This window comes from Bradyrhizobium sp. GW821-FHT13H05 (genome assembly GCF_058804065.1).
Window position 1 is genome coordinate 104,963 of the sequence record NZ_JBXAPO010000004.1, and the last position, 16,951, is coordinate 121,913.

At 64.2% G+C, this 16,951-nt stretch carries 13 protein-coding genes; 3 read left to right on the forward strand and 10 right to left on the reverse strand.

Annotation, left to right across the window (positions count from 1 at the left end):
- Positions 1-4 precede the first annotated feature (4 nt).
- The 8 genes from AC1RR3_RS13855 to AC1RR3_RS13890 form a co-directional block, all read right to left on the reverse strand.
- Positions 5-796: an ABC transporter permease gene (locus AC1RR3_RS13855; protein WP_492823397.1), complete on the reverse strand. Its 792-nt coding sequence runs from the start codon at positions 794-796 to the stop codon at positions 5-7.
- Positions 793-1,620, reverse strand: a complete 828-nt coding sequence (locus AC1RR3_RS13860; RefSeq protein WP_492823399.1) for an ABC transporter ATP-binding protein — start codon at positions 1,618-1,620, stop codon at positions 793-795. Before AC1RR3_RS13860 ends, AC1RR3_RS13855 begins: the two co-directional genes overlap by 4 nt.
- Positions 1,621-1,676: 56 nt before the next feature.
- On the reverse strand, positions 1,677-2,528 hold the full coding sequence (locus tag AC1RR3_RS13865) for an HTD2 family dehydratase (protein ID WP_492823401.1): 852 nt from the start codon (positions 2,526-2,528) through the stop codon (positions 1,677-1,679).
- A gap of 23 nt (positions 2,529-2,551) precedes the next feature.
- Positions 2,552-3,742, reverse strand: a complete 1,191-nt coding sequence (locus tag AC1RR3_RS13870) for a CaiB/BaiF CoA transferase family protein (RefSeq protein WP_492823403.1) — start codon at positions 3,740-3,742, stop codon at positions 2,552-2,554.
- Positions 3,739-4,938: a CaiB/BaiF CoA transferase family protein gene (locus AC1RR3_RS13875; RefSeq protein ID WP_492823405.1), complete on the reverse strand. Its 1,200-nt coding sequence runs from the start codon at positions 4,936-4,938 to the stop codon at positions 3,739-3,741. The genes AC1RR3_RS13870 and AC1RR3_RS13875 overlap by 4 nt, the downstream gene beginning before the upstream one ends.
- A gap of 88 nt (positions 4,939-5,026) precedes the next feature.
- Complete coding sequence (locus tag AC1RR3_RS13880) at positions 5,027-6,238, reverse strand: FAS1-like dehydratase domain-containing protein (protein ID WP_492823407.1); 1,212 nt, start codon at positions 6,236-6,238, stop codon at positions 5,027-5,029.
- A 34-nt stretch (positions 6,239-6,272) separates the two neighbouring features.
- The gene (locus AC1RR3_RS13885) at positions 6,273-7,163 is read right to left on the reverse strand and encodes a succinate--CoA ligase subunit alpha (RefSeq protein WP_492823409.1); all 891 of its coding nucleotides are present in this window, start codon (positions 7,161-7,163) and stop codon (positions 6,273-6,275) included.
- Positions 7,160-8,287 (reverse strand): ATP-grasp domain-containing protein, encoded by a 1,128-nt coding sequence (locus tag AC1RR3_RS13890; protein ID WP_492823411.1) that lies wholly within the window; start codon positions 8,285-8,287, stop codon positions 7,160-7,162. Before AC1RR3_RS13890 ends, AC1RR3_RS13885 begins: the two co-directional genes overlap by 4 nt.
- A 289-nt stretch (positions 8,288-8,576) precedes the next feature.
- On the opposite strand from AC1RR3_RS13890, the gene AC1RR3_RS13895 reads away from it, so the two are divergent.
- Complete coding sequence (locus AC1RR3_RS13895) at positions 8,577-9,503, forward strand: catalase family peroxidase (protein ID WP_492823413.1); 927 nt, start codon at positions 8,577-8,579, stop codon at positions 9,501-9,503.
- A 19-nt stretch (positions 9,504-9,522) separates the two neighbouring features.
- On the opposite strand, the gene AC1RR3_RS13900 is transcribed toward AC1RR3_RS13895, so the two are convergent.
- On the reverse strand, positions 9,523-10,455 hold the full coding sequence (locus tag AC1RR3_RS13900) for a helix-turn-helix domain-containing protein (protein WP_492823415.1): 933 nt from the start codon (positions 10,453-10,455) through the stop codon (positions 9,523-9,525).
- A gap of 169 nt (positions 10,456-10,624) precedes the next feature.
- Positions 10,625-13,135, reverse strand: a complete 2,511-nt coding sequence (bamA, locus tag AC1RR3_RS13905; RefSeq protein WP_492823417.1) for an outer membrane protein assembly factor BamA — start codon at positions 13,133-13,135, stop codon at positions 10,625-10,627.
- A 268-nt stretch (positions 13,136-13,403) separates the two neighbouring features.
- Between bamA and AC1RR3_RS13910 the strand changes: the two genes are divergently transcribed.
- Together AC1RR3_RS13910 and AC1RR3_RS13915 are read left to right on the forward strand one after the other, a co-directional pair.
- Positions 13,404-13,787 (forward strand): hypothetical protein, encoded by a 384-nt coding sequence (locus AC1RR3_RS13910; RefSeq protein WP_492823419.1) that lies wholly within the window; start codon positions 13,404-13,406, stop codon positions 13,785-13,787.
- Between the two features lie 568 nt (positions 13,788-14,355).
- Positions 14,356-16,386 (forward strand): TonB-dependent siderophore receptor, encoded by a 2,031-nt coding sequence (locus AC1RR3_RS13915; RefSeq protein ID WP_492823421.1) that lies wholly within the window; start codon positions 14,356-14,358, stop codon positions 16,384-16,386.
- Positions 16,387-16,951 lie beyond the last annotated feature (565 nt).

Genomic DNA, 16,951 nt, shown 5'->3' on the forward strand with positions numbered 1-16,951 from the left:
CTCCTCAGCGCCAGCGGAAGATCCAGCTCTCCAGCCGTCCGAGCGCTTCGTTCAGCAGCGTGGTGACGACCATCAGCGCAAACAGCGCGGCGAACACGCCGGCGGTGTCGAGCTGTCCTGCCGAGTTCTGCGTGAGGTAGCCGATGCCGGCATTGGAGGCCATCATCTCGGCAGCGACCGCGCCGACGAAGCCGTAGGGCAGACCGAGCTTCAGGCCTGTGAACAGCCACGGCAATGCCGACGGAAAGATCACCATGCGTTGGACCGCGAGTTTGCCTCCGCCCATGGTGCGGAGCGCATCGACCATTTTATGATCGACCTCCCGCACGCCGCGCAAGGTCGAGAAGAACACCAGGAAGAAAACGCTGATCGCGGCCAGCACGATCTTGGGCGCGAGCCCGATCCCGAACCACATGATGAAGAGCGGCGCGAGTGCGACCTTCGGGACACCGTACACTGCCGTGACGAACGGATCCACCGTGCGATGCAGGGTGTCGCTCGCACCGATGAGCAATGCGAACAGGACGCCGGCGGTCGCACCCAGCACGAAGCCGGCGGCGGTTTCCTTGAAGGTGATCATGAGGTGATAGGTGAGCTGGCCGCTCGCGGTCCATGCCACCAGCGTCTTGAATACCGCAGCCGGGCTGCTCACCCAGAATGGATCGAGCAACGGGCCCGACGCGGCTTGCCAGGCCGTCAACACCGCAACCACTGAGATCGCGCGATAGAGCCACACGCGGCTGGATAGGCTCAAGGCCGGTTCGGCCTGCATCTCGGACAGCGCCTGCGTGCTCATGACGGTCGCCTCGCCGGTGCTTCGAGGGCGGCCCAGAGCCGCCGATAATGCTCTTCGAACGCAGGATGGAAGCGCACCTCGTGCACCTCGCGCGGCCTCGGAATGGCGATCGGCTCGTCGAGCCTGATCTGGCAGGGACGCGATGAAAACACCAGGACACGATCGGCAAGCGTGATCGCCTCGACGATGTCGTGGGTCACGAACACCACCGTCTTGCGTCGCGCCGACCACAGCTTCAAAAGCTCGGCCTGGAGCACCAGCTTGAGCTGGGCGTCGAGCGGCCCGAACGGCTCGTCCATCAGCAGCACCGGCGGATCGTAGATCAGCGTGCGGGCCAACATGGCGCGCTTGCGCATGCCGCCGGAGAGCTGGCTCGGATAATGCCGCTCAAAGCCCTCGAGGCCGACCTGCGCGATCAGGTCGCGCACGCGCAAGGCAATCTCCGCGCGATCGATCTTGCGCAGCTCCAACGGGACCGCGATGTTTTGCTCCACGGTCCGCCACGGCAGCAGGCTGTCATGCTGCGTCAGATAACCGATCCCGGTATTGACCGCCGCGACCGGCGCGCCCTGACACAAGACCGAACCTGCGGTCGGCTGATCGAGGCCAGCGAGCAAATTCAGGACGGTCGATTTGCCCGAACCGCTCGGGCCGACGATGGCGAGAAACTCGCCGTTCTGGAGCGAGAAGTTCAATCCGCTGAGCACGTCGACCCGGCCATTGCGCGAGCTGAAGGTCTTGCCGACGCCGCGCAGCTCGACCGCGGGCGCGCACCGCGCCTCGCAATCTTGCGCAGGGACAACAGACAGGTGCGCTGATCTCATCGCCTTGATCTCCCCTGCACTCTTCTTGTGACCGATCCCGCTCCGGGAGCGGACCGTCAGACCGTTGCGGCTGCCCGCATCGCCAGCGTGCCATTGGGGCCGCTGGCCCAGAGATCGAGCGCGCTCGCATCGCCCGTGCCTTCCAGCTTGAGCGCCGAACTCACGAACAGTGGCGAGACACCCCTGAATTCGAAGGATTTGAGCGGCTTGCCGGCGCGTCGTTCCGCAAAGCCTTGCAGCAGCGTCGCCGTCAAGGGCCCGTGCACGACGAGATCGGGATAGTTTTCTTCGGCCTGCGCGTAGGCCTGATCGTAGTGGATGCGATGCCCGTTCGACGTCAGCGACGAATAGCGGAACAGCAGCACGGTGTCGGGCCGGAACGTCTCCGACCATGCCGCCTCCTGCGGAGCGGGAGTGGCCGCAGGCGCCGGCGCCCCTGGCGCGGCCGCCTCGCGATAGACGATGTCCTGCTCCTCGGTGATGCACGCACTGCCATCGCAAGCAATGCTGTGGCTGACGGTCACGAACACCAGCCTTCCAGCGCGCCCGGACTTGGCTTCGACCTTGAGAATGGTGCTCTCACGCAAGCCCTCCCCGCCGATAGTCAATGGCCTGTGGTAGGTGAGCCGCCCACCGGCCCACATGCGGCGCGGCAGCGACACCGGCGGCAGGAATCCGCCGCGCTTGGGATGTCCGTCGGTTCCGAGTTCGTGACGCGGCACGAAGCGATTGAAGAAGATCCAGTGCCATCCCGGTGACAGCGGCGCGCCGGCCGCATGATGTCCCTCGATGCCGAGTGTGGCGCCGAGCGCGGCGACACGGTCCGGTGCGATCAGCTCCCGGATCGTCTCCTTGCGGCCGACCCAGGCCTGCCAGTCCTCTCCGGCCAGCGCTTCGCTCTCGCTCATGACGGCAACTCCACTTCAAGCGGTCAGTAAATCACCTGCTGATCCATCAGGCTCTGGCGTTCCTCGCGGCTTAGACCGAGCAGCTCGCCGAACACATAGTCCTCGTCTTCGCCAAGCCGCGGTGTGCCCCGCGTCATGCCGACGTCGGATTTCGAGAAGCGGATCGGCGCCTTCAGCGCGGCACGCTTGTGGCCGGTCATATCCTCGACCTCGACGATGGTTCCCCGCTCGCGCAAATGCCGGTCCTGCGCAATGTCTTCCATGTTGCAGGAGACATGAGCGGCGATCCCGGCAGCCTGAAGCATTCGCTCCGCTGCGCCGGCCTCGCAGGTCGTCGTCCAATGCTCGATTTCGCCGTACAGCGTCCGCCGATATTCGTGCCGGCTTGCTGCGCTCTGAAGCCGCGGATCGGTCAGCAGATGCGGCGCATCCATCAACCTCACCAGGGCGCGCCATTCGTCGTCGGTGCGCACCGCGATGGTCAACCAGCGATCTTCCTCGCGGGTCCGGAACACGCCGTGCGGCGCCATGCGCAGATGATCATTGCCGATCCGCGTTGGGCTTCCTCCCGCGGCGGCGAATAGCAACGCCTCCCCGACCAGCGAACAGGCAACCTCGCGCGCGCTGACATCGACATGTCCGCCGCGTCCGGTGCGGCGCAGCCGGTACACCGCGGCCACTGCCGCCATTGCCGCGTTCATGCCGATGCTGTGGTCCATCACATGCCGCATCTCGACCGGTGGTCCGTCCTCGTAGCCCGTGAGATAGCCGAGTACACCCCAGGCGCCAAACAACGGCGCGTAGCCCGCGAAATGTGAATCCGGCCCGCGCTGGCCTGACGAGGACACGGACACCATCACCACGGACGGTTTCAGCGCGGCCAGGGCGGCATAGCCGAGGCCGAGCCGCTCCATCACGCCGGGCCGGAAGCTCTCGCAGACGAGATCGCTCGCACCGACAAGCTTCCTGGCAAGCGCGATGCCCTTGGCGTCCTTCAGATTGATGCGCACCGAGAGCTTGTTGGCCGCAACCTGATCGAAGCTCGCCGGCCCCATCCGGCCATAGACCGGATGCGGCTTGCGAAAAATATCGGGTCGCGCCGCGCTCTCGACCTTGATGCACTCCGCGCCGAGTTGCGACAGCATATGCGTGCAGAACGGCCCTGCCGCATGCAGCGTGAAATCGGCGATGCGAACACCCGCAAGCGGTTTCATGAGGCCTCCACGGCGACGCGCGGCTGATCGCGATGGCGACCGACCATGAGCAGGTGCTGATGTTCACCGAGCCGCGGCGGCCCGGCTTTCAGGCGCAGTGCCGCACCGTCGACATGGAACGGCGCCGACAACACGGGCAGCGAGCCGCCGCCCGGAATCTCCACCGGCTGGAACAAGTCCCGCGCGCGCTCGTGCGCGCCGGACAACACCTCGGCGGGGCTTGCATATTTCGCCATGGGAACGCCGAGCGCCTGGGCCCGCGCGACGACGTCCGCCGTCTCCTGCTGGAGCGCCCAGGCGCGAACGGCGCGGTTGATCTCGTCACCACGGCGGCTGCGCTCCAGCGAGTCCGCGAGTGCGGGGTCGAGCATCCAGTCGGGGCGGCCCATCAGCTCGACCAGGCCGCGCCACTGCCGCTCCTCGAGCGTTAGCAGCTCGACATAGCCGTCAGCGCATTCGAGCACGCCGCCATATTTGAAGGAGCGCATCCGGCGGTGCTCCAGCGAGCCGTCGCCAAAACGCTGGAGCGCGAATGCGCCCACGGCGAGCGCCGCGTCTTGCACGGAAACATCGACGCTCTCGGCGCCGCCGCGCTCGCGGCCGATCAACGCAGACAGCGCGCCGAGCGCAGCCACCACGCCGCCCTGGTATTCGGCGAAGTGCCCGTAGACCTTCAGCGGCGGACGATCCGGGAAGAGTTCGGCGGCAAGGCCGTTGGGCAGCAGGAAGCCTTCGCCCGAGGCGTGGATCAGGTTGATCTCCTCGGCCTGCCAGCTGGCCTTCGGCCCCGTGGCGCCGAAGGGCAGCACCGAGACATCCACCAGCTTCGGATAGCGCGCTCTCAGCGCCTGCTCGTCGAGGTCGAGGCTCGCACGTTCGTCAGGGCGAAGGTCATGGATGAAGACATCGGCGGCCGCCAGCAGCACGGACAGTCCCGCCCGCCCCGACGGCGTATCGAGATCGCACATGACACTCTTTTTCCCGGCCGCCAGGAAAGCGAACAGCGCGCTGGCATCGCCCGCCGGCGGGAGGAACGGCGGCTCACAGCGAAGAGGGTTGCCAGCCGACGGCTCGACGAGGATCGTCTCGGCACCGAGGATGGAGAGAAGCCGACCGGCATGGCTCGCCGCAACACCGCGCGAAATTTCGACGACGTTCACTCCCGCCAGCAGAGGCGCAGCAGCCCCGTCCATCATGGCAACGCTTCCCCTTATTGTTCTTGGTTGAGTCCGAAGCGTGATGCACGGACGCGCACCACGCCTCGGTTGTCGGCTCGGGCGGGCCTTAGCGGACCGTCGGCAATTCCAGCTCGAGTGTCGATCCGTCGAAGAACACGCGGTTCTCGACGTTCCGCGACGGCAGCATCACAGTGGCAAGGCCCGGCGTGGTCAATTCACCGCGCTGGTTTTCGCCCCAGATCTCCAGGTCGACCAGCGCAAAACCGTCCTTGACGTACTTCTTGCTGACCTTGCCCTTGCACCAGGTGGAATCGCCCATGGTGTTGAAGCGCCGCATCTCGGTGCGCACGCGCTTCAGGAAGGCCGCATCGCCCATCCAGTTCGTGACGAGGCTCGCAAGCCAGGAGGAGCGCTGCGGGCCGTAATCATAGGTGCCGGGAACGCCGACTTCCTTGGCCACCGACTCGCGATGATGCCCGATGCCGGTATATTCGATGCCACCGCCGGCTTCCGGATTGCGGAAGAAATGGCCGGGATGCTTGACGGCGGATTTCAGCACGATGCCGTGCGTGTGGCCGCGACCGCAGCCGACCAGGAAGCCCATCGTGTCCATCAACGAAAGCGGTCCGCGCACGATCGGCGGCAACTCGTCGCCGACATTGACGTCCTCGAAGTAGCGGACCGCGGTGCCGCGCATCCGCTCGTCTTCCTTCAGGATCGCCTCGTCGAGCGCGGCGAACTCGTCGGCGGTGTACTCATAGGGTTTGACGTCCTTGTACTTGCCGGCATCGCGCGCGGCCTTGCGCTCGTGACGCGTGCAGGTTCCGAGCGCACGGGCGACGACGTCGCCGCGCTGATTGGAATAGGTCGCCTCGACATATTGCAGCACGAGGCGGCCGGAGAACTTGCTCTCCTTCTCCTCGATGCCGACGACGCGCTCGATCGCGGTGATGCGGTCGCCCGGACGGATGTGGCGGTACAGCTCCCAGTCGTTGCCGGCGTAAAAGCCGTGCACACCGGGCAGGCCCCAGCGGGTCCGGCCGATCCAGCCGAACGCCATCGGAAACATGGGATGGGCGACATTGGTGCCGTAGCGGCTCTGGCGGCCGTGCTCGGCATCGCGATACAGCGGGTTGAGATCGCCAATGCCGTTGCAGAAATTGCGGATGGTGTCGTCGGTCGCATCCTGGAGATACGGTCCTTCGGGGCGAAGCTGGAGACCGATCATGCCGCGCGCCTGCGCGATCGCCTCGTCGGTGATCTTTCCTTCCGCCGGTGCGTGACCGACCTCATTTTCTTTTTCCATGACGTCTGCCATTGTGGTCTCCATTCCCTGTCTGAGTTGAGGTTTTCTAGGCTGCGGGTTTCATGGCGCGGGCCAGTGCCGATGCAGCCGCAGCCGCAAGGCCATCGAGGTCGCGCGCGATCACCACGCCGGCGCGATCGAGTGCCTCGACCTTGGCGGCCCAGCTCTCGGCGTAGGAGCCGATCATCGCGGCGGCATGTCCCATCTTCTTGCCGGCGGGCGCGGTCCGGCCGACCAACAGCGCCGCCGCCGGTTTTGCGTCCGAACGCCCGGCATATTCGGCAAGCGCGTACTCTTCCGAGCCGCCGATCTCACCGAGATAGATGATGGCCCGCGTCTCCGGATCGTCGTGGAACAACGCGATCGCTTCCGCCGCGTTGACGCCGCGCACGGGATCGCCGCCGATGCCGATGACGCTGGTCTGGCCGAGGCCCGCCTGCGACAGGCGGAAGCAGGCTTCATAGGAAAGCGAGCCGCTGCGCGAGATCACACCGATCGGGCCGGGCGTGTAGCAGAAGGAGGGCATGAAGCCGAGCTTGGCCTTGCCGGGCGAAATCAGGCCGGGCGAATTCGGCCCGACCAGATGCGCGCCGTGCTCAATCGCCGCCGCACGCATCTCCATCGCATCCAGCACCGGCAGGCCGTCGCCGGGATAGGCAATCAGCGAACAGCCGGCTTCGATCGTCTCCAGCACCGCGTCGAGTGCGACCATCGCCGGCACATAGATCAGCGCCGCGTTGGCGTGCGTTTCCTTCATCGCGGCTGCGACGCTCGAAAACACCGGAATGCCCTCGATGGCCTGGCCGCCGCGCCCTGGCGCAACGCCGGCGACAACCCGGGTGTGGCTCTGCGCGAGATCCTTGACCGAGAACGTCCCGAATTTGCCGGTGATGCCGACGATCAGCACGCGTGCGTCAGAGTCGAGGAGAATGCTCATGACCGCGTTCCCGCAACCGTCTTCACGATGTCGGCGACGGCCTCCTCCAGCGTCGCATGGTTCCGGTGGCCGGCCTCACCGAGAATGGTCGTCGCCAGATCGCTGCGCGTGCCGTTGAGGCGGAGCGTCACCGGCTTCGAGGACGCTCGCTTCGCCAGAAGCTCGACGAGGGTCTTGGCCACACGGTCGGTATGCAGCCCGCCACCGAACATGCTGACCAGGATGCCCTTCACGTTCGGCGCGCGATCCAGGAGATCGAAGGCGAGCGCGAATCCCGCCGGCGTCGGATTGCCACTCACGTCGAGGAAGCAGGCCGGCTGCGCACCGGCGCCGTCGATTGCGTCCATTGCGGCCATCGTCATGCCGGCGCCACCCGAGATCAGGCCGATCTCGCCATCGAGCCAGACCAGCATCAGATTGGCCTCTTCGCACAGCCTGATCTCGCGCTCGGCCTTGTCGCGCGCAGCCGCGATGGCCGCAGCGGTCGCCGTTCTGCGGAACGCCGCAGCCTCGTCGAGGATGACCTTGGCGTCCGCCGCGATCAACGTACCGCCGCGGGAGACGACCAGCGGATTGATTTCGACCGTCGTGCATTCGTTCGACTGCGCGATCTCGAGCAGGCGCCGCGCGGTGGAGATCACGCGCTCGCGCACCCTGGCATCGCTCTCGACCGGCTCGAGAAGCGCGCGAAACACATGGGCTCGGAAGTTGCGGGCGAGCCCGACCGGATAGCTTAGCGGCGGTGGCCCGTCCTCGATGTTGATGCCACCGCGCGGCGAATAAAGCACGTTGAAGCCGCCGACGCGGCTGTCGATCGCGACCGCCAGATACAGCTCGCGCTCGATGTCGAGCCAGCTTTCGACCAGCACCGAGGACGGCGCTTCGCCGCCGAACCGCATTCCCATGATCGCTCCGAAAGCTTCTTCGAGCTCGGCAGCGGAACTGGCCTTTCGGATTCCCCCCGCCTTGCCGCGGCCGCCGGCAGCCACCTGGGCTTTCACCGCGACAGGCAGCGTGACCCGGCAGGCCCTGACCTCGTCGAGCGAGCGCAACTCCTGGCTTGAAGGTGTGGCGACGGCAGCGGCGCGAAGCAGCGCCTTGCCTTGGGCTTCTGTGACCAACATAAATGCATAATGCATTATCTTAAGAGCGAGTCAACACGGTCACGACCCTTCCGAGGGTTGAATTCGACCGATTTTGGCAACATTTGGCCCAAAATGGAGCCTGCAATTACAACTCCAAACCCCACCCGTCGGATGATAATGCATTTTCCGAAACGAGATCGCAGCGAGCCGGTTGCACCGCTGCCTGCATGAATCTTGAGCAGGATCGGGCAAAACCTGGCCGCTTTGGGAAAGACGCCGGCTTGGCCTCGCGCCTAGAACATGGCCCGCACGCGCGAGAAGGTCCGCCATGTCCAAGAGTCCGAACGGTGCCGCAACGCCCGCCTCAATCGTTGACGCCCTGAAGGCCGTCGCCGGCAATCCGCCAAAGGTCCGCGCGAGCTTCGCCAAGGGCCGGTGCGTTCGCGGCACCTACACTCCGTCGGACAGGGCGGCGGGAGTCACGCGGTCGCAGAGTTTTACGAAACCATCGCGCGTACTGGCGCGCTTCTCGGTCGGCGGTGGCAATCCTGACGTCGCCGACACCAACAATCTGGTGTTGCGCGGCTTCAGCTTCAAGCTCGGCGACGACGACCACCGCTCCGACATTCTCGTGGAGAGCGCGCCCGTGCATTTTGCGCGAACGCTCGGCCAGATGCAGGCTTTCCTCGAGGCCCGCATCCCCGGGCCGGATGGCAAGCCTGATATGGCGAAGGTGAAGGCGTTCTCGGCAGCCAACCCTGAGACGCTCAACCAGGCGAACTATGTCGCCGCGCGGCCGCTGCCCGGAAGCTTTGCCGGCACGACCTATTGGGGCGTGCACGCCTTTCCGGCAACGAACGAGCAAGGCGAGACGCGCTTCATCAAGTTCAAGGTTGTCCCGGCCGGCGGCGAGATCACACTGAGCGAGGACGAAGCGAGGGCGAAGCCGGCCGACTTCCTGCACGCCGATCTGGGCACGTGGATCGCGGCGGGTCATGTCCGCTTCAACGTGATGGCCCTGCTCGACCGCCCTGGCGATCCTACCATGGATGTGACCATGCGCTGGCCGGATGAGGATGATCGCGAAGAGGTACGCCTCGGCACGATCGTGATCACCGGCTTCGAGCCGGATCAGGCCTGCGACGGCTCCATCTTCAATCCGGCCAATCTCGCCGACGGCATCGCTCACCCGCCGGACGAAATCTTCGCGGCGCGGCGCGCCGCCTACACCATCTCACTCGCGAAACGCCGCTGAGCACGGAAGGCGCCCGGGTTCACGTCTCGCCACTGGAGGCCCCGAGCGCCTCGCGGCGCCAGACGGCGGGGCTGACGCCGGCGATCGAGGAAAACACCCGCGTGAAGTGACTCTGGTTGGCGAACCCGGCCGACATCGCGATCTCCGACAGCGGCAGGTCGCGGACGCTCATCAACTGCTTGGCGGCTTTCACGCGCTGATGCAGCAGCCATTGGTGCGGCGGCAGGCCGATCGAAATTCGGAACGCACGCGAGAAATGGCTGATCGAGAGATCGAGCTCGGCGGCGACCTTCTGCAACGACAGCTTGCCGCCGAGGTCCGACTCCAGCCTCTCGCAGGCACGCTTCGCCTGCCATGGCGCAAGACCGCCACGCGCGAGCGCGGACGTGCGCTGAAGCCCGCCATAGGCCTGGGCGACATGGGCGGTGAGCCCGAGCATCATATGATCGATGAAAAGCTGGTTGGCCTCGTCCGGCCTGCGCAGGCCTTCCTGCAGCGACGCACCAATATGGCGGATGATTCCGTCGTCATGGCCGACGCCGACCTGACAGTCGAGCTGGTCGACCCGCGGCACTTTGCTTTGTTCGGCGATGCTGTCGAGCGCCGAGCGCGGAATGTAGAAGAACAGCGAGTGGAACGGCTTGTCGATCACGTAGCGCGGGTCGCGCTTGAGATCATAGAGATAGGTCGTGCCGGCACGAACGTCCGCCTTCATGACGGATTTGCCGCCCTCCCAGAGCTCGCAATCCGGGTAATCGTGCAGCTTCAGGCTGACCAGAAAGGCATCTTCTTCGGCCAACGAACCGGACAGGCCGCGCACCGGATCGTCATTCCGGGTCTCGGTGACCGCGAGTTCGGCACTGCGCAGCGAGCGCGCGACCAGCGCAGGCGGCGCATCCTTCAAGCGCAGGAACTGCCCAAGCCTCTGCCCGTAGGCGCCTGCCTGTGTCATCGGAATCGTCCCTCTGTGGAAGCTCAAATGCAGGCCGCAGGGTCCTGCAATTTGCAACACCATTATCGGACATTCGCCAATAGCTGTCCACGCTCGCGCGCAGCAAGCTCATCACGGATTTTCACAAATGCACGACAGATGCCGCGGCTTCCCGCGGCCGCGTGGCCTCCTAGAACGAGGTGCCGCCTCCGAACCTGAACTCCTGGACGATGTCGTATTTGCCCTTTGTGAGCGGCACAGCGTAGTCGAAGCGCAGCGGGCCGAACGGCGAGGCCCAGATCAGGCCGACACCGACCGACGAGCGCACCGTGTTGCCGTCGTCATATTGCAGTCCGCAGGTCGGGCAGGCCTTGGTGTTGACTTCGCCCGTGGCCGTCCACGAGGTCGGCCCCTGGTAACCCCAGAGCGAACCGGCATCGGCATAGACCGCACCCTTGAGGCCGACTTCCTTCGGCAGGAACCAGAACGGCATCTGCAACTCCATGGATGCGCCCCAGTATTTCGTGCCGCCGAGCGCATCGCCGTTGGAGCCGTAATTGTAGTAGGTGATGTCGCGCGGGCCGATGCCATTGGAAGCGAAGCCGCGCACGAGGTTCGGGCCCATCTGGAAGTGATCGAGCATGCGCAGATCGTTGTTGCCGATCTTGTTGAGGATGCCGCCCTGCACATGGATCACGTTGACGATCTCCGACACCAGCGGCGTATAATATTTGGTATCGAGCGCCGTCTTCAGATAAGTGACGTCGCCGCCGACGCCGGCGAAATCCTGCTTGAAATCGACCAGCAACCCGTCCGTGGGGTTCTTGTTGTTGTCGAGCGTGTTGTAGTTCAGCGTGTAGCCGATCGCCGAGGTCCAGGTCGCGCCATTGGCCAGCTCTTTCCGCACCGGCAGGCTCGACTCGCCGTCGCCATAGCAGCCATAACCATAGACGCCCGAGTCCGTCGCGTTGGTCGGGTCCACGCCGCCCAGAACGTTCTTGACGTAAGCCGGCGTCGGATTGAAGGCCAGTGAGGTGTTCGACGCGTTGTTGTTGCAGTTATTGTAGGCGCTGGCGAGGGTGATGCTCTGCTGATACAGCGAATAGCGCAACTGGAGCGAGGTGTCTTCGCGCAACGCAAGGCCGAGGCGTGGCGAGAAGCCCAGCGTCGTTACGCCGTAGCTCGTATAGCTGTTCGACAATTGCTGGCGCCAGTAGGTGTCGAAGCCGAGCGCCAGCCGGTAGTCGAGCAAATATGGCTCGACGAAGGACAGCGAGATACCGCGCGAGTACTGGCCGTAGCTGACCGACGCCTTGGCGTAGAGCCCCTTGCCGAGCAAATTGCGCTCTGAGATCGAGACCTCCGCCAGTGCGCCGTCGCTCGTGGAATAGCCGCCCGAGATCGAGAAGTCGCCGGTCGATTTCTCTTCCATATCGACGATCAGGATCACACGATCGCTGGAGGAGCCCGGCTCGGTGACGATCTTGACGCTCTTGAAGTAGTCGAGGTTCTTCAGGCGTCGCTCGGCACGGTCGACCAGCGCACGGTTGTAGGCATCGCCCTCGGAAATGTCGAACTCGCGACGGACCACGTAATCGCGCGTACGGGTGTTGCCGCGCAGAGTGATACGCTCGATATAGGTGCGTGGACCCTCGTCGACGTTGAACACCACGGACACGGTGTGCGCCTCGAAATTGCGCTCACCGCCTGGCCGCACGATGGCGAAGGCGTAGCCGCGGCGCGACGCCTCGATCTGCATGTCCTCGGTCGACTTCTCGACCGATTCGACGTTGTAGAGCGAACCGACCCCGATACGCGAATAGGAGCGCATCGAGTTCGCATCGAAATTGGCAATGCTGGAGCGGAAGTCCACCGACCCGACGCGATATTGCTGGCCTTCCTCGATCTTGAAAGTGACGTTGAAGCCCTTCTTCTCAGGGTCGTATTCGGTGAGCGCGGCCACGACCTGGACGTCGGCGAAGCCATTCTTGAGATAGAAGCGGCGGATCAGGTCGCGATCCGCCTCGACGCGATCGGGATCATAGATGTCGTTGCTGGCAAGGAAGCTGAGCAAATTGCTCTCATGCGTCTTGATCACGTCGCGCAGACGCGCGGCCGAATAGGCGCTGTTGCCAATGAACTCGACCGACTTGACCGCGGTCTTGGCGCCCTCCTCGACCGTGAAGATGAGATCGACGCGGTTGTTTGGCTGCTCGATGATTTCGGGCGTGACGCGCACGTCGTAGCGGCCGGAACGCCGATAGATCTCGGCGATGCGCAGCGTGTCGGACTGCACCAGCGCCCGCGAGAAGGTCCCGCGCGCCTTGGACTGGATTTCCGCCGAGAGCTGCTCGTCCTTGATCTTCTTGTTGCCCTCGAAGGCGATGCGGCCGATCACGGCGTTCTCGATCACCGACACCACGATATGGCCGCCGGCCTGGTTGATCTTCACGTCCTGGAACAGGCCGGTCGCGATCAGCGCCTTGAGGCCGTCGTCGATCGCCGGCTGGTCGAGACGCCCGCTGGGGCCGGGCCTGAAATAGGAGCGGACCGTCTCGACCTCGACGCGGCGATTGCCTTCGACAACGATCGTCTCCACCGCCTGCGCGGCCGCCGGCTGCGGCAACAGCACGGGAATTGAACTCGCAATCGACACACCGCACATCGCCACCGCGACAAGCCAGGCCCGCAACACCGACATTCCACACCTCAAGAACACCTCCTGCTCTGAAACGAGACGGCTGTGGCCGCGGTGTGGCTTTGAGATTGCTGTACTGTTTCCGGTCGTTGAATTTGATTGGCCGATCAGCCATGTGCGAATGGCTGCCACGACGACTGCACGGGCCGTCAGCGCGGGTTGACCGGCATTGAAGCCACTGCTTAGGCAAACACACAGCAACATCGCGCAACGTCCGAATTCTTTACAGGCGCTTAAGCCGGTGCGAGAGGCCACGACATCAGGAACTCGCATGGGGTATTTGCCGATGAACCCGCTTGTCATGGCCAGAACGGCGCTGGTCGCCCTTCTCGCCTCGACCCTCACCGCTCATGCCGCGAACGCTGGCAAGCGCGATCCATCGCCGACGACGCAAATTGCGGTCTATGAGTACGGTCCGCGCGGCCCGAACCGGTCCTACCAATCCGGTTCGCGCACGCGCATCTATGTCAGCAAGCGGTCCTGGCTGGATGGTGGAACCGAGGTACTCCCCGGTGAGCGCAAGTTCACCGACTATGCCTTGCCACCCGGCGCATCCTTCGCCCGCGGAAACAACAATCGCCCATTGGATCGCCAACCTCTGAGCCCTGACTCGGATCTGGGCGGTTTCGCGCAGCGGATCCCGATCTCCTGGTAACGCGCTTGCAGCGACCCTGGCAGTCGTCCCTGCGAACGGGACGACCAGCAATGCGCGGTCGCACGCGACAACATTGCGCCAATCGCGACACCGCGATCGCATGCGAGCGACGACGAGCTCAGCGTGCGCGCATCTGCCGCACACGCGCCCGCACATCTTGAACCATTCCAAACTCGCTCGCCGCACGTTCAAGCAATTCTATTTTGCGCGTGTGGAATTCCGACTGCTTCACCAATAGAAGTCCCGCATCGCGCGACACGCGTCAGCACACAGCTGCGCGCGTTCGCGTGAATCAGTTCGGCGAAATTGGGGATCATCATCGGTGGGCGTTGCTTTGTCGGAGAGGAAACATCGCTGGTTTGGAAGCGCAGCTGCCATCAACGTAACGATGTTCGGTTCAGTCGTGTTCGCATCTGTTGAAGCATTGCCTTCCCAAGCGCAGGCCCAGGCAAGCAACCTTCCACCTGTCACCGTCGAAGCGCCGGCCGCGCCGAAGCCGCGCAGCACCGCCGCGTCCAATCAGCCCACACGATCTCCTCGCGCGACGTCGGCGAACCGGCGTGCCAACGTGGCAGCCAATCAGAATCGCGCTGCGCAGACAGCCGGAGGCACGACTGCTGCGACGACCGGCTATGTCGCGACCACCAGCACCGCCGGCACCAAGACCAACACGCCGTTGATCGAGACGCCGCAATCTCTCTCGGTGGTGACGAAGAAGGAGCTCGAGGATCGCAACGTCCAGACGCTCAAGGACGCGGTCAACTACACGCCCGGCGTCACGACGACGGCGTTTGGCTACGATCCTCGCTTCGACAGCTTCTCCATCCGCGGCTTCGACGTGACCTACACGGGCATCTATCGCGATGGCCTGCGCCAAGGCGGCGGCAATTTCGTCATTCCCAAGATCGAGCCCTATGGGCTCGAGAGCGTGTCGATTCTCCGGGGGCCGGCCTCCGGCCTGTATGGCCTCGGCTCGCCAGGCGGCATTGTCGACGTCACGACCAAGCGGCCAACACAAACGCCGTTCGGTGAGGTGCAATTGCAGGCCGGCAATTACGATCGTTACCAGGGCAGCTTCGACGTCGGCGGCCCGGTGCCCGGCAGCGATCAATTGTACTATCGGCTGACGGGTTTGCTGCGCGACGCCAAGACCTGGTTTCCCGGTAATGACGACGACCGCGCCTATATCGCGCCGGCCCTGACCTGGAAGCCGAACCTCGACACGACGTTCACGATCCTCGGCGAATATCAGACCAGCCGCACCGCCGCGAGCATCGGAAACGCGCACACGGCTGACGGCAAGCTGACCAACATCTACTCGAACGACCCCGCCTTCAGCGCCATGGACCAGAAACAGTTCCGCATCGGCTATGCGTTCGAGCACAACGTCAACGACACCTGGACCGTGCGACAGAACTTCCGATACTATCAGGTCGGCGTGGACGCGAAATACACCCAGATTGATTCGATCGACGAAGCGACCCAGACCGCGTCGCGTTCTGCCTGGCGTATCGTCGACAATCTCAAGACCGCCACGCTCGACAACCAGGCCGAAGCCAAGTTCATGCTCGGCGCAGTCAAGAACACCGTCCTGTTCGGCGTCGATTACAGTCATTCCCATTACGACGACAAGATCGGGTACGGGCCGGCGCCCGATCTCAATCTTGCGACCATGAACTACGGCGCCCAGGCGATCGCCTCGCCGGCATTCTCGATCTTCACCAAACAGTCGACCGACGAGGTGGGCGTCTATGTACAGGAACAGGCCAAGCTCGGCGGATTCATCCTGACGCTCAATGGTCGTCAGAGCTGGGTCTCGCAGAGCACGACAACGACGCTGGACGGAACGCCGGTCACCTCGAAGCCTTCGGCCTTCACCGGTCGCGCAGGTCTGAGCTATCTGTTCGACAACGGCGTTGCCCCCTATGTCAGCTACGCCACGTCGTTCAGCCCGCAGACCGGCGTCGACGTGACGGGCGCCACTTTCAAGCCGACCACCGGCGAGCAGACCGAAGCGGGCGTCAAGTATCAAATGCCGAATTTTCCGCTGCTGCTGACCGCTGCCGTTTTCGACATCAAGCAGGACAATGTTCTGCGTACCAATGCCGACAACATCGCGTTCCAGGCGGCGACCGGACAGGTCGAGTCCAAGGGCCTCGAGCTCGAAGCCAAGCTGGCGCTCAAGCCGGGCTTCGATCTCACCGCGGCCTATACCCACCTCAACGTCGTGATCACGCGCGGCAATACCGATACGACCGGCAATGAGTATTCCGGCATCCCGCGGGACTCGGTCGCGGCTTTCGGCAAATACACGTTCCAGTCCGGCACGCCGGTGGAAGGGCTGGGGCTGGGCCTCGGCGTGCGCTATATCGGCGCCAATTTCGGCGACGACCAGAACACCTTCGAGAATGCGGCGACGACATTGTTCGACGCCGTGATCGACTACGATCTCGGTAAGCTCGACCGGAGTTTTCGTGGCGCCTACATGCGCGTCAACGCGACCAATCTGTTCGACAAGAAATACACCACCTGCCAGGCCAGCTATTGTTATGCCGGCGAGCGGCGTCAGGTGATCGGCACGTTGAGCTATCGGTGGTAGCAACATTGCTCACGCTCGTGTCCCGGCTCTGCGCACTGCCGAAGTGCCGTAGGGCGGGCAGAGCGAAGCGTGCCCACCTGCTTTTGCGGTTGCTACGAGATGGTGGGCACGGCGCGATGCGCTTTCTCTCTAAACACCACTGTCATTCCCCGCGAAGGCGGGGAATCCAGTACGCTGCGGCTTCTCGGTTCAATCATAGCTGTCTCGGAGTACTGGATCGCCCGTCCCAGTGCACAATTGCGCACAAGCCGGGCGATGACAGTGAGTGTGTAGCCGCAGACACGCCTTCGCATCCTCGCGGCGCAATTCGCCCGAGCTTTGCCTGGTCACGCCACCCTCTAAGCCAAGAGGGCGCAGGGAAGGCCGGGTGCTGACCTCGCACCCGCGGTCCGCTGCGCGAAACGCACACGCAGGAAAACCGCACAGCAGCATACAGGTGGTGCCAATCACTCGGCCTTCCCTGCGCGATGGTTGGACGGCTTATGCCGTGCTCTCCCGGGAGCCGAACTTTCCTTCTGGCCTCCCTCGCCTCGCGAATTGGATGATGCAGTCTGCCCGGTTGGGC

Excerpts from the sequence above, each read along its gene's own strand:
- AC1RR3_RS13855 (WP_492823397.1), bottom strand. The coding sequence starts at position 796 with ATGAGCACGCAGGCGCTGTCCGAGATGCAGGCCGAACCGGCCTTGAGC.
- AC1RR3_RS13860 (WP_492823399.1), bottom strand. The coding sequence starts at position 1,620 with ATGAGATCAGCGCACCTGTCTGTTGTCCCTGCGCAAGATTGCGAGGCG.
- AC1RR3_RS13865 (WP_492823401.1), bottom strand. The coding sequence starts at position 2,528 with ATGAGCGAGAGCGAAGCGCTGGCCGGAGAGGACTGGCAGGCCTGGGTC.
- AC1RR3_RS13870 (WP_492823403.1), bottom strand. The coding sequence starts at position 3,742 with ATGAAACCGCTTGCGGGTGTTCGCATCGCCGATTTCACGCTGCATGCG.
- AC1RR3_RS13875 (WP_492823405.1), bottom strand. The coding sequence starts at position 4,938 with ATGATGGACGGGGCTGCTGCGCCTCTGCTGGCGGGAGTGAACGTCGTC.
- AC1RR3_RS13880 (WP_492823407.1), bottom strand. The coding sequence starts at position 6,238 with ATGGCAGACGTCATGGAAAAAGAAAATGAGGTCGGTCACGCACCGGCG.
- AC1RR3_RS13885 (WP_492823409.1), bottom strand. The coding sequence starts at position 7,163 with ATGAGCATTCTCCTCGACTCTGACGCACGCGTGCTGATCGTCGGCATC.
- AC1RR3_RS13890 (WP_492823411.1), bottom strand. The coding sequence starts at position 8,287 with ATGTTGGTCACAGAAGCCCAAGGCAAGGCGCTGCTTCGCGCCGCTGCC.
- AC1RR3_RS13895 (WP_492823413.1), top strand. The coding sequence starts at position 8,577 with ATGTCCAAGAGTCCGAACGGTGCCGCAACGCCCGCCTCAATCGTTGAC.
- AC1RR3_RS13900 (WP_492823415.1), bottom strand. The coding sequence starts at position 10,455 with ATGACACAGGCAGGCGCCTACGGGCAGAGGCTTGGGCAGTTCCTGCGC.
- bamA (WP_492823417.1), bottom strand. The coding sequence starts at position 13,135 with ATGTCGGTGTTGCGGGCCTGGCTTGTCGCGGTGGCGATGTGCGGTGTG.
- AC1RR3_RS13910 (WP_492823419.1), top strand. The coding sequence starts at position 13,404 with ATGGGGTATTTGCCGATGAACCCGCTTGTCATGGCCAGAACGGCGCTG.